The sequence below is a fragment of the Paraburkholderia sp. BR10872 genome (genome assembly GCF_040965835.1).
GTDB classification, from domain to species: domain Bacteria; phylum Pseudomonadota; class Gammaproteobacteria; order Burkholderiales; family Burkholderiaceae; genus Paraburkholderia; species Paraburkholderia nodosa_A.
Genome location: NZ_JBFRCN010000007.1, coordinates 96,207 through 109,647, shown reverse-complemented (window position 1 = coordinate 109,647; position 13,441 = coordinate 96,207). Strand labels below are relative to the sequence as shown.

Genomic DNA, 13,441 nt, shown 5'->3' with positions numbered 1-13,441 from the left:
TCATGGAACCACAGTGTTGCGGTCGCATCTTGTCAGCCGACGGGTTGATAGTCTTGGCCCAACAGCGTTCAATCGGTCCCAAGGCATATGCTAGTGCCTTTTGAAACAGCTGCGAAATGATCTGCGTGATTTAAATCGCGTAAGCAACCCGGAGCAACTTGGACCAGTTGCAGTTCATTGCGCTGGTCCGTTCACCCGTATGTTGAATCTTCCCTAGTTCATCAATATGAGTTTCGAGTCAACCTGAAAATAAATCTAAGATGGTACTAGCGCACATTTGGAGCATCGCGACAGGGACCTGCGCCGGTTTGGCTCTCATTGTCTGGCTTTACGCCCTATGCATCGCCTTGACGCCGTCGCGGCTGCATTCAGCGGTTCGTTCTGTGCCCCACGCAGTGGTGATAGGGGCATCGCTGGCTGTTATGTGGTTCTGGTACAGCCTCAAGTTCCATATTCCCGGGTCCACGGCCGCGAAAGTTCTGTTTGTCTTTACGATCATATTGTTGCTCTCTCGCTATAAAGCGATTTCGCGGTTTTTTGATCCAAAGATCGTCATCAACAGAGATTCTCTGTCTTGGGTTGGTCTTTATGTGATTTTTTATTCTGTAAACTACCTTTTTTTAATTCCACCCGTTACGCATGATCTACTTCCAATCTCCGGTATTGGCAATAATGATATATTTAACTATATTATAATATCGCAACGCCTTCAACATCTTGGGTCGCTTAGTGGTGCTGGGCTTCGTTTTGTAGATCCGTTCTCGACAGTGGTGCCTTTTACCCCATCTGCTTTTAACATCATCAACGGATTTGCAGTATTCTTCAATGCGGAGACGATGCGCGCAGCCATGCCAGCGATCTTTGCAATGGCGGCCCTCGCCAGTTGCACGACCGTGTGGATCGCTGGCCGCTATTTTCAGATACCGCGACTTCTGGCTGCGGGCGTGGGCATTGTTTTCGTTAGTGGACCGTTCCTTCGATACATTGTCGGAAACTATTTTCTTTCTAGCATTGTCGCCGAATTTTTTGTTCTTTTGCTTCTTGGTAAAACGGCGGAACTCGTCTTCTCAACTAACCAGCGGAAGTGGACAAACTTGGTATGCATCTTTGCTCCATACCATTTTTTGCTCTTCTTTTCGTATCCCCCGCTATACGTGATAGGTACAGGCTTGCAAGTCTGTTTCGTCCTGCTTTCGCTGATTTTGTTCAGCAGCAACAAGCAAGCTTCGAGCAATTCGTGGTTAATGAGAGCTCGGATCAGTAGCAAGTGGATCATGGCCATCGCAGCGTCGTCATTGATTCCGATGATTCTTGATCCGCAGCATACTCGCCGCATGCTGCAACTCCTCTTTTTTATATCTCAACCAGGGGTGGCTGGTTGGCCGCTCGACTTCATCGCCCCTGCGGCGATCATGGGGTTACCGACATCCATCGAAATCCACTCCCGTCACGCACAGATTAATAACATCATTATATCGGCGACGCTTTTCGTAATTGTTTTTTTTGCGACGCGCGCTGGAAAACCATTGAAAGGTGGGCGAGTTTTTCTGTTGTTGTCTGGATTGTCATTTTTATTGTACTTCGCATATTTTCTTCGGTCTGGTTCCTCGTATCAACAATGGAAAATCGCGTCGTATATTCCGCTATTTCTCGCGCCTTTTTTTTTATCTTCGGTGGCGAGTGCCATTTCAGAACAAGATGGTATGAGTCGACGTTTATCGCACCTCTTCATCTTTTGTCTCGGTCTTGTCATTGCCGGGAAGAACATGGCGTTTCACTGTAATGTCGAGCGGACCCCGAAAGAATTCCCGGCGAGCTACGCAAATTTGCGTGCGCTCGACATGCTAGGGGGAATCAAAGAAATATATATTGAGATGTCGACTTATTCGTCAACGTTTTTTCCGGTCTATTACCTGCAATCCAAAACTCTGCATCTGCTAAGTCCCAGCTACTATTCTCAGGAAACGTTCTCTCCACAAAAGATTACGGCAACAACGCCACTTTTTATTGAAGGTGATGCTTGTGATGCCAAGGCTTATTCAGTAACCATTGCAGGCGTCGGCTGTCTGCATTTCCAGACTCCGGGTCTCGAATTGAATATCCATTACCCTTTTAGTAAAAAAATTTCGGCGCTTTTCGTTAAATATGGGCTTAGCTTCGTCGAGCCCTGGGGACGCTGGAGCGATGGCAAGCACCTGAAAATGAGCATGCTAATGGACGGCGGGATTGCGGGCGCAGATAATGTGCGGTACTTAAATTTGAATGTTGTTCCTTTTGTCACACCCACTTCGGGAGTTCAAGACGTCACTGCGATTTGGGGGCGTGGAAAAAAATCGGAGACGAATGTTCGGGAACAGGAGTGGATCAGTATCCCGTTTCGGAAAAGCGATCTGTCCGGGTTTCAGAATCGGGAGCTGGTTCTGGAATTGGAATTGCCAGGTGCTATTTCACCCCATTCCGTAGAATCGACGAGCGAAGACAAACGGCAACTCGGTTTAGGGTTCAACGATCTTTCTATAACGGAGGTGCCGCTGGGCAGTGTCATTTAGTTCATCTCTTTATACACAAGTGTTGTTACCACCGTCATCGCGCGCCAAACGCATCGTTTCTACGGTGATATTAACTTTCGTGAGTCCCTTCCAGAAGGGTTCGGCGTCGCCCATGCGCGTGAGGAACGCGCTCACGCGTGCAACCAACTGCGACACTTCGTGTCTTGCGACAATTGCTCCTTCGGTAGCGACAACTAGATTTGCCGGATTCCAAGGGCCGAGCTGTTGAGGTTCAGGGCGTTGCTATCATGCGGCTCCTTCTGGAGCCGGTGTAGTGACTCAGCGAAACCTACACAGGTCAAGCCGCTTCACAGGTTCGGCCGCAAATGGGCGGGGGAAATACAAGCTACGACCTCGCGCGCAAACATCAGAATATCCACTGGCGTCCTTCGGGCGTCTAGCGGGAGGCTAAACACCAATCGAAAGGCCCAGGTTATTGAGCGGCCGCGCGCTACTGCCTGATAGCAAAGCTCGATATTGATAGCCCCAGTACGCGCGAATCTCCGGGAGGCGATATCGCATCCGGCAGCTCTATCTTTACGGAGATCTTTCCCGCCTCGCCGACACACGGCGGGGCTTCCAAAAGTATTTCGCTTTTGGCCATAGAAGCTAGGATTTTCGATTGCACAGGGGATCCGTTGACGATGAAGTTGACCCGCTGCCGGTCTACTTTCCCGGGAAGAAGATATGTTCCAGCGCTGAAAACAAGCTTGGTATTCTTTTTTGTCAGGTCGCAATCACACCGTAGCTCAAGGGATGCAGATTTTCCGTCTGTCCATCGACCCCAAGGCTCCGCCCCGGAAAATCCATGCAAAGTAAAGCAACTGGAATCGGGAGCCGACAGTGGAATGTCAACGCCGACCGGGACCGCGGCCCGCAGGGAAATTGTAGGGGCTCCAGTTGACAATGAATAGGAGGGCTCCTGTCTGGAGCTCGGACACGCTTCTCTGAAGACGGCGACCGTCTCATAAGGCAACGATTCACTCTTCGTACCTTGCCCGTAATTTGTCGGCCCTGAAAAGATGATTGGTTTGTTGTCGACATAGATCGCAGCGGCCATTTTCTCGATAATTTCTGGAACGTCGATATACACTGCTTGAGCGTTCTGAGCATTTTCGGCCTTAGCGACATCGCGAAGTCCTTCATGAAATGCGAAAGCTGGGACACTCCATTTGTTGAAATATTGCTCGATGTTCCCTCGGATGCAAACGAGTGCAGCTACGCAAGAGCAGGCTATCAAAATTCTGCGTGTGGCCAAATTACTTTGTTGTAGCATCGCAAATAGGGCATATGCGAGCACGACGAAGCCAAAGGGAGCAACGAGCGTAGTCGCGAACTTCCATTGTCGGTAAGAGGCGCCGTAATAATTCCAAGCCACAAGATATAGCAAGACGCCGGTCAGGAAGCAGATCAGAACGTATAGTCTCTGAGGCCGCGCCGGGAAGCGATCATATCGGCAGGCCACAGCCAACCAGACGATCCCAATCACCAACACAGGTATAACCTGCCCCGCTGCAGCTATCGCCGTCTCAGGTGTGTGCCAATCGCCTGGAAGCCCAAGAAGAAGTGTCAAGTTCACAAACGGCATAGGCCAGCCAGCGACCCCGTCTGCCGCGGCGAACATTATTTTTCTTGCGGCAATGATGTACCGGCTCGACCCTATCGCGAGATCGAAGATATTTGCAGCAAGAAAGATACTCACGAACGCGGACGCAGCACGGAGAAGGTTGCTGATCTTGATTGATCCGTTTCTGGCGATTAAGGCGGCTCCTAGAGCGGCTGACGTCAGCGCAAGATACTGCAAGAACCAGGGATGGTAGACGAACATCACGCAGACTGAGGCGAGAAGAATCGCCGCGACGGCCGCACGGAGTGAGCGCTCCGACTTTTCAGCCACTTCAGCTATATGCAGGAAGGACGCGAGAAGAATACCGATGAAGAGGATCTGCGCGAGGAAATAGTTGAGGACTATGTAGGAAAACAGAGGGGACGAAGTCAGCAGTGTGGCGACGATAATCGATAGCCAGGCGGGTAGCGCAAAAACGCGCTGGCAAAAATTCACCACGCAGAGGCTGATCAACCCAATGCCGAATCCCAACACCGGGATAGCGCATTTCTCGACCCCTGTTCGCAGGATAAAGGAAGATAAGGAGACAAGGTTGAATGAGCCGAAGACATCATCGCCTATGAAATCCCTCAGATCCGTCGTGCTGATTTGCGTAGCGGCGGCGGGCAGGTGCAGCAGAACATCCCCGAGCTTCAAATAGGCCAAGAGATCACCATTGCCGATTGTAAGCAATGGCAAAGTTCCAGTCCTGATCTTCGCAAAGCTCAAGAGGCTATATACGAACACGGGCGCGATAAAAGCCACTGACGCCATTGCGTAAGGCAGGACGACCGTCCGTCTAAACTCTGCGAATCCACCGCGCACGAGCAAAGCGGCAGAAAGAGCGGTGCCTACCGCGAGGAGAAACGAATAAACCCATGAGACTGGCATGCCGAAACGAAAAGCATACCAAGACAAGACACTCGCGCTGAACAATCCACAAATCAACTGAAGCGCTGGTATCGGAGTGGCGTCTTTGAAGTTGCAAGAGAGCATCTTTGTGACGGGGGCACCCATGACGAGCAGTGTGATCGCGATGATGGTGGACCGGACTGTGCCGGTTGCGGCATTGAGGACTAAGGTCCCTGCAGCCAGCCAATCAATAGTCATATGAAGTTCCGACCCACGGCGGTCGCATTATTTGAGATTGGGGTTGCGATAAAGATGGACCCCATCGACGGTAAATACTGGCTTAGCCGAATCGAGATTTGCCAAGGTCGGCTGCACTTTTCCATCAATCATCCGGCGTCGGTAAAGAGTTTGACGAGCTGGCCTTCAATGGATCGGGAGTGCGAGCCGACCAAGATGCCCGGGTTCGATAGTTAATCGCGCAAGCACCGGATTTTATTGATCTCGATTTTAAGAGGCGCCACTACAACAGCGCGAGCTGTCGCGGGGCGACCGGCTTTTTCACGTTCAGTGCATTTAGCACCTCGGATTGTTCGGCGCTGATGGTCGAGATGTCATAGGGTAGTGAATACGACGCACGGAGCAATCTTGCCCCTGAAATCTTTCACGATACCTCGGTCTTGTGTAAGCCGAGATATTACCTCATGGCGAAAGGGGGGCAGATTCTGTTTACCTTGACGCTGGCGCACGGTCTCATTGATGTGCTATCGCCTCAAAAGTTTGACGATTGCGCGTAGAGGTGCTGTGATCCTCCACGAAGTGGAGTTACGGAACGCTTCGATTAAGGCTTGCCGGTTGGCAGCAACTTCCGCAATCCCAGCGATTTGCAAAGCCTGTTCGGAAAGTTGCGCGTCTTGCGCCGTTATGCGGGCACGCTGCTGATCTACTTCGGCTCTCAACGCCAGCACTTCTGGATTCGGTATCTCGACAACCTTCGGATCGGTCTTGACGGCTTCCCACACGTTTGAGCCAAAGAAGTCGTGCGACTCATGTTTTGTCACGGCCCAGCCGCTGCGTGCCAATGCTTCGACGAAATAGCTTTCGGTGAACCCAAGTTCCAGCCATCCGTTCTTGCGGATAGCCCAAAGCGATTCGCCATCGAGACGGAGCCCCCACGGGATCGGAAAGCCCTCTGTGATTGGCTCGCCGCCGAAGTAGATTCGCCCTTCATCCTTGACTGCGTTACGGAGCGCCCGCAACAGCCGCATGTGATCGTCGCAGTGATGGAAGCACTCGAAGAACACGACAGCGTCGTACGGCACTGTGACTTGCTCGGCCCACATGAAGTCACTGTTTATGACTTCGATGTCGACGCCGTTGTGCGCGGCGCGGCGTTTGATCAGATCGCAATAGCGCGGTTCGATATCGACGGCGGTCACTTTGTATCCCGACATTGCCATCGCGAGCGTCGTATTGCCCCATCCCGGTCCGAACTCCAGGATTCGACCACCTAGCGGCACCTGAAGGCGTCGCAGCAGTGCGCCGATAGACATCAACTGATTGCCGACGACGCTTGAGCTGTCGGTCACATACGGGAACGGACGTAATACGGCAGCATCGACATCGAACGGCGTCATTTCATTGGTTACGGCATATGTTTTGCCAGCAACCCCTTCGTACAAGGCCATCTGTGCCTGGCGATACTCCGGGCTGAACGGATCGCCGGCAGCAATGATCGGCGCCATGCTGAACCGGGTGAACACATCGCGCAGTTCGGCGTCCGATCTCGCCGCGTCACACTCTTTAATCTTCTCGTCGAGTTCTTCGATGGTTGAGATTACTAGCACTTCGCCTCCATGATGTGAAACATCGAGCGGGCCGCTGGTCGGCGAAATCTTACCTCATAAACCTCGCGGTTCTGTAGGCTAGCCCGGCACACGTGGCCGGTGGTCGGCGAGATATGCTAAATACAATTCGCCGATCCTGTCGGCGTTTCTATCTTTCCGTTCAAAACACCGTTGTAAGTCATTGATCGCTTTGAAGCGAGACAGTGTGCGCGATCACGGTTCCGCACCCAGTACGATTTGCAAGTACTCCCCCGAGCGCGGGATCCGAAGAGGCGCTAACCACGCGTTAAACTAACGCCTTCCGCTGATTGAGCGTCTGATCATTGGGCGCATTTTTTTCTAGCCAACTTACCTGGAACTAACACCAATGCATGTCGTGGTAACGGGCGCGAATGGCTTCGTGGGCCGCGCCCTATGCCGTACCCTGATCGAAAACGGACACCGCGTAACCGGTATCGTCCGCTGTGCCGGCACAGCCCCGGCTGGCGTCGTGGAATGGGTTCATAGCACTCCGGAATTCGCCGATATCGACGTGCATTGGCCGGCCCCGACCGGCGATGTCGATTGTGTCGTGCATCTTGCCGCGCGCGTGCACGTCATGAATGAAGCGGAGAGCGACGAGACGCAGCGAGCCTTCAATGCGACCAACGTCGAAGGCACCCTGCGCGTCGCGCGCGCCGCGCAGCGCCATGGTGTGGGGCGTTTCATCTACGTGAGCAGCATCAAGGCAATCGCGGGGAGCGGGGGCACGCGCGAACCGCTGCGAGAAGACGCGCTCGCGCAACCCGACGACGCCTACGGCCGCTCGAAGCTTGCGGCGGAACGGTCACTGGCCGAGTTGCGCAGCAAGACGGGGCTCGATGTCGTGATCGTACGGCCACCACTCGTCTATGGCCCGGACGTCGGCGCCAACTTTCGCAAGATGCTCGATACCATCTGGCGCGGGACACCCTTGCCGTTGGGCGCCGTGGATGCCCGGCGCAGTCTGCTGTTCGTCGACAATCTGGCCGATGCGCTCATGCATTGCGCATCCGACGCACGCTCAGCAAACGGTTGTTTTCATCTGGCAGACGATGTCGCGCCTTCCGTCGCGGACCTGTTGCGTGCCATTGGCAGGCATCTCGGCCGCCCGACACGGCTCATACCGGTGCCCGTGTCGCTTCTCAAACTCGCCGGCAGACTCACGGGAAGAACCGCGCAGATCGAGCGTCTCACGGAAAGTCTGGTTCTCGATGCATCCGCGATCCGGCGACAGTTGTCGGGCTGGCACCCGCCGTACACGCTGGACGAGGGACTGCGCGCGACGGCCGACTGGTATCGCGCATGTCGCAAGGAGCAGGGGCGCGCATGAGGGAGGTTTTTGACGTAATCGCAACATCCGGTTGGATCGTGGTGCTTACGGCCGCGGCATCGGCTCTGGCAAGTTTTCTGATCCTGCGGGGCTTGCTTTCGAGCGGTCTCGCCTGGCGTATCGCGACGGATGTGCCGAATTATCGCTCGCTTCACGTCAAGCCGATTCCGCGCGTGGGCGGTTGGGGGATCGTACCGGTCGGCCTCGCGGCGCTTTTATGGCACGTATCGCAGATGTGGTTGATCGCGGCGGGAGCGGCGGCGCTCGCCGTGGTATCGCAGATCGACGATCGTCGCGATTTGCCCGCGCGCATCCGGTTTGCCGTCCATTTCGCAGCAGTGGTCGCGCTGGTCGTCATCTGGCCGGCGGACGCACCTTGGTGGCTGCTCGCAGGCATCGGCTTCCTGATGCTCTGGCTGATCAACCTCTACAACTTCATGGACGGCGCCGATGGCCTCGCGGGCGGCATGGCACTGTTTGGTTTCGGGGCCTATGCGGCGGCGGCGCTGGCTACAGGGCATCCTTCGCCGGCGTTGGCGCAGACCGGCGCCGCCCTCGCCGGGGCATCACTCGGCTTCCTGTTCCTCAATTTTCACCCGGCGAAATTGTTCCTGGGTGACGCCGGCTCGATCACGCTCGGCTTTCTGGCGGGCGCACTCGGCTACTGGGGCTGGCGCGGCGCCGTCTGGCCGCTCTGGTTTCCAGCCTTGATTTTTTCCCCGTTTATTGCGGATGCGTCGATTACATTGCTGAGGCGTGTGTGTCGTGGGGAAAAATTCTGGCAAGCGCATCGGGAGCACTACTATCAACGCATGGTGCGCTCGGGCATCGGTCACAGCCGCACCGCAATCTGCTGGTATGCCGTGATGTTTGCCGGTGTCATCGTCGCGCTATGGGCGCTGGGGCGGCCGATGTGGGAGCAATGGCTGATTTTTGCGGCGTGGTACGGCGTTCTGGGGTGCTGTGCCGTCGTCATCGATAGGCGTTGGCGAAGCTTTCAGAATTCTAACGAGAAATAGCCGAGCTTTGCGGTTGATTCTTCCCTTTAAATGCTGACGCATCTGTAACACGGCTGAGACGTTTGTTTCTTCAGGAAAATTCCTGCGGCGCGGCACAAGCATTAAGATCAGCGCGGTGCGCTGCGATCGTTTGGTACCCCGTCAGGCTTGCGGGCATAATAACTGCTGCGGCGCCGCGGCATGGAGCGGGTCCCTGTGGCAGCAATGGCCAAGTTTAGGTGCGTGGTATGGAGATTTGCCTCCCGGGAGATCGTCATCGATCTTCATAGGGAAGGCTCCCCAGAATCCGACGCGAAATAATTTCGAGGTTTGCCGCCAATGTTGCGATCCAAGGCATCTTGGTTGTCGTTCGGTGTTTTCTTCTTTGACATGCTAGCCGCAGTGGCGGCGTGGCTCGTCGCGTACGTCGTCCGCTTCAACGGTGAAATACCGGTTGCCTTTTTTAAGGGCGCATGCGTTGCGCTCCTCTGGGTCCTTCCCGTCTACGGCGCGATGTTTCGCACCTTCGGCTTGTATCGTGGCTTGTGGGTCTTCGCGAGCCTGCCCGACCTGATGCGCATTGCGAAGGCGATCGTGGTCGGTGCGCTCGTCGTCATGATTGGCGCGGTCATGTTTCAGCCGAAGCCGATCATTCCGCGCTCCGTCCTCCTGCTTACGCCGATGCTGCTGTTCCTCGCAATGGGCGGCGCGCGAGCGATCTACCGGGCCAGTAAAGAGTTCTATCTGTACGGCGGCCTTGTCGGTCGCGGCAAGCCCGTGCTGATTCTCGGCGCAGGGGGCGCTGGCGCGAGCCTCGCGCGTGAGCTGTCGCGCTCGGGTGAATGGCGCCTGGTTGGTCTGCTCGACGACGACGTTGCGAAGCGGGGCCGCGAGATCTATGGCTACAAGGTCCTCGGCACGATCGACGAGATCGCGCACTGGACGGAGACGCTCAAGGTCGAGCATGTGATCATCGCGATCCCGTCCGCGCCGATGGAGACGCAGCGACGCCTCGCTACGCTCTGCGTGCGCCTTGGCGTCAAGGCGATGGTCTTGCCTTCGCTCACGGCCCTGATGCCTAGCCAGGGTTTTCTTTCCCAGATTCGCCAGATCGACCTGGAAGACCTTCTTGGCCGCGAAGCGGTCAACATCGACACCGCCCACGTCGAGGCGCTGCTGCGAGACCGCGTCGTGATGGTCACGGGTGCGGGTGGCTCGATTGGCTCCGAACTCTGCCGCCAGATCCTGAAGTTCCAGCCTGCGCAACTCATTGCATTCGACTTGTCCGAATACGCGATCTACCGCCTCACCGAAGAGATCCGCGAGCGCTTTCCCGACCAGGCGATGATCTCGTTCATCGGCGATGCGAAGGACTCGCTGCTCCTCGACCACGTGATGTCGCGCTACGCCCCGCATATCGTCTTCCATGCGGCGGCATACAAGCATGTGCCGTTGATGGAGGAGCTCAACGCATGGCAGGCCTTGCGCAACAATGTGCTTGGCACGTATCGCGTCGCGACCGCGGCGATCCGCAACAACGTGCGCCATTTCGTGCTGATCTCGACTGACAAGGCCGTGAACCCGACCAACGTCATGGGCGCGAGCAAGCGCCTCGCCGAGATGGCGTGCCAGGCGTTGCAGCAGACGAGCGAGCGCACACAGTTCGAGACCGTTCGCTTTGGAAACGTACTGGGTAGCGCGGGAAGTGTCATCCCGAAGTTTCAGCAGCAGATTGCGAGGGGCGGTCCCGTGACCGTCACGCATCCCGAGATAACCCGCTTTTTCATGACGATTCCCGAGGCGGCGCAGCTCGTGCTCCAGGCATCTAGCATGGGGCAGGGCGGCGAGATTTTCATTCTCGACATGGGCAAGCCGGTCAAGATCGTCGACCTGGCGCGCGACCTGATCCGGCTTTATGGCTTTGCCGAAGATCAGATCCGTATCGAGTTTAGTGGCTTGCGTCCCGGCGAGAAACTCTATGAGGAGTTGCTGGCCGATGACGAGATGACCGCGCGTACGGCGCACCCGAAGCTGCGCATCGCGCGGGCGCGCGAGGTGCCGGTCAATCTGCTGGACGAACTGTTGCCGTGGCTGATGCAGCACCGTGTTCCAGGCGACGACGAAGTGCGCCGCGATCTTCGCCGCTGGGTGCCTGAATACCAACCGTCGAGCGTGTCGAAGCTTCAAAGTGTGAGTGGAACGTCGGTGAGAGCCGCTGGCTGATACCGGGGGCGAAGCCGCAAAAGCGCCTCGCCGGACATTGCTTATTTTCCACCGATGCCCGCGCGAAGATTAGCGACCTTGAGCGATCGTTCTCTGACGCGGCCAATCGCAAATTGGCGGTCGCGCACCAGGTAATCGACGATATGGTCGACACAAGTTTCGACCGAATTGTCTTGTGTGTGCAGTGTGAGATCGGGATGAGCCGGCGGGTGATAGGGTGAAGCGATACCAGTGAACTGTGCGATCTCACCGCGGCGGGCGCGTTGATATAGCCCTTTGGGGTCGCGCTTTTCGCAAACTTCGAGCGGCGTGTCGACAAACACTTCGACAAACGCAGATTCGCCGACAATGCGCCGTGCATTTTCGCGGTGCTCGGGCTCGGGCGAAATGGTCGCCGTGACGGCTACAAACCCCTCATTGCAAAACAGCGCCGCCACATGGGCGACGCGCCTGAGATTTTCCGTACGCTCGGCGTCACTGAAACCAAGATCTGAATTGAGGCCCGTACGCAGCACGTCGCCGTCGAGCATTGTTGCTCGAAAGGCAAACGTTTGCAGTCGACTGACCAACGCGCGCGCGACTGTCGACTTGCCCGCTCCGGACATGCCGGTGAGCCAGATGACAACTCCAGCTGACGTTGCTGTATTCACTTCTTACCGCCTCGATCAACGTAAACCTGATTCTCATTCTAACGTTTCGAAGCAGTTCATGTAACGCGGATGTAATAAACCGCAACAAATCTGCAGGCTTGTAATTCTGTGTAATGATCGATGTGTCGAGAATCCGTCAGGGCTGGAGTAACAAAAATCTTTACTTTCAACAGGTACTATTTGCACGATCGGTTAGATTTTTGGATTGCAGGGGCCAAGTGACGGACTAGCGCACGTGCGCCGATTCTAGTGATGCTGCACCGGACCTTTATATAAGGAGAGTGAATGACCATCATGAAAAGCCTCGGCCGTACGATCGGCCCCTTGCGTCGGCTGCACGACAACCGTAACGCTCTAGCGGTGGCGCTGCTGTCTGCCGAGGAGCGTGTCCGTAGTCTGGAAGGTCTTGTCGAGGCGAGTCACAACTCTCCCTTCTTCGCCTACTTCGCTAGTTTCGATGCGCTGGCGTGCATGCGACGACACGAGGTACAAGATCGCAAGCCTACGCCGGGATTCCAGACAAACTGGCTCGGGGTGTTAGTGGACCCCAAGATGTTTAGCTTTCTGGCCGACCAAGGCGGAAAGCTGGAGCAGTTTCCATTGCCGGCTAATTGGCATGCCGACATCGCGGAGTGGGCGTCGGCACTGCATGCGGTGGAGCTGGCTCGGCCCGACAGCTTCACAATGATCGAGTTGGGTTGCGGCTGGGGTTGCTGGATGAACAACATGGGCGTGGCTGCGAAGCGCACCGGCCGGAAGGTCCATGTCATCGGCATCGAGGGCGACGAAGGTCACGTCGAATTCGCTCGTGAGGCATTAGTGCGCAATGGCTTCACCAGCGATGAGTACACCCTCCATCGCGGCATTGCAGCCGCCAGTGACGGAACCGCCTTATTTCCGCGCCAGGAGCACCCTGGAGAGGGTTGGGGATCGTCGCCGGTATTTAGCGCCACGCAAGCGCAACAGGATCAGGCCGTGGCGAGCGGCAGTCACGACCTGCTACCCATGATTTCCCTGGAAGCGGCCATTGGGGGACGCGACCGCATTGATCTTCTGCACATCGACATTCAGGGTGGAGAAGCTGACTTGATCGAATCGTGCCTGCCGATACTCAACGAGAAGTTTGCCTATTTGTTAATCGGCACCCACTCGAAACACATTGAGGGGAGGCTGTACGACATTCTCTCGTCCACCGACTGGGTCATCGAGATGGAGCGGCCTGCCTTCTATCAGGTCAAAAACCGAAAGCCAGAACTGGCCGTGGACGGCGTGCAGGCATGGCGCAATCCTCGTTTTATCCCGATGTAGCGCTTTGCCGCGATGGCTGGCCCCCAATTCTGGGGCTAGCTGTTTCTTTTTCTGCCTGGT

8 protein-coding genes are annotated in these 13,441 nt (G+C 55.9%); 5 read left to right on the top strand and 3 right to left on the bottom strand.

What is annotated here, in order from left to right; all coding sequences use genetic code 11:
- Nucleotides 1-260: 260 nt before the first annotated feature.
- Nucleotides 261-2,549, top strand: a complete 2,289-nt coding sequence (locus AB4Y43_RS08290; RefSeq protein ID WP_368727453.1) for a hypothetical protein — start codon at nt 261-263, stop codon at nt 2,547-2,549.
- 451 nt (nt 2,550-3,000) lie between these two features.
- Here the strand turns inward: AB4Y43_RS08290 and AB4Y43_RS08285 are convergent, their stop codons facing one another.
- On the bottom strand, nt 3,001-5,265 hold the full coding sequence (locus AB4Y43_RS08285; protein WP_368727452.1) for a hypothetical protein: 2,265 nt from the start codon (nt 5,263-5,265) through the stop codon (nt 3,001-3,003).
- Nucleotides 5,266-5,768: 503 nt separating this feature from the next.
- On the bottom strand, nt 5,769-6,851 hold the full coding sequence (locus AB4Y43_RS08280; protein WP_368727451.1) for a class I SAM-dependent methyltransferase: 1,083 nt from the start codon (nt 6,849-6,851) through the stop codon (nt 5,769-5,771).
- A 367-nt stretch (nt 6,852-7,218) separates the two neighbouring features.
- Between AB4Y43_RS08280 and AB4Y43_RS08275 the strand changes: the two genes are divergently transcribed.
- The 3 genes from AB4Y43_RS08275 (at nt 7,219) to AB4Y43_RS08265 (ending at nt 11,423) form a co-directional block, all read left to right on the top strand.
- Entirely contained in the window at nt 7,219-8,202 is a 984-nt protein-coding gene (locus AB4Y43_RS08275; RefSeq protein ID WP_368727450.1) for an NAD-dependent epimerase/dehydratase family protein, read from the top strand.
- The gene (locus tag AB4Y43_RS08270; protein ID WP_368727449.1) at nt 8,199-9,221 is read left to right on the top strand and encodes a glycosyltransferase family 4 protein; all 1,023 of its coding nucleotides are present in this window, start codon (nt 8,199-8,201) and stop codon (nt 9,219-9,221) included. Before AB4Y43_RS08275 ends, AB4Y43_RS08270 begins: the two co-directional genes overlap by 4 nt.
- A gap of 318 nt (nt 9,222-9,539) precedes the next feature.
- Complete coding sequence (locus AB4Y43_RS08265; RefSeq protein ID WP_368727448.1) at nt 9,540-11,423, top strand: polysaccharide biosynthesis protein; 1,884 nt, start codon at nt 9,540-9,542, stop codon at nt 11,421-11,423.
- 41 nt (nt 11,424-11,464) lie between these two features.
- Here AB4Y43_RS08265 and cysC read toward each other — a convergent pair whose 3' ends face one another.
- The gene (gene cysC, locus AB4Y43_RS08260; RefSeq protein WP_368727447.1) at nt 11,465-12,073 is read right to left on the bottom strand and encodes an adenylyl-sulfate kinase; all 609 of its coding nucleotides are present in this window, start codon (nt 12,071-12,073) and stop codon (nt 11,465-11,467) included.
- Nucleotides 12,074-12,358: 285 nt separating this feature from the next.
- Here cysC and AB4Y43_RS08255 point away from each other — a divergent pair, with 285 nt between their 5' ends.
- Entirely contained in the window at nt 12,359-13,381 is a 1,023-nt protein-coding gene (locus AB4Y43_RS08255; protein ID WP_368727446.1) for a class I SAM-dependent methyltransferase, read from the top strand.
- Nucleotides 13,382-13,441 lie beyond the last annotated feature (60 nt).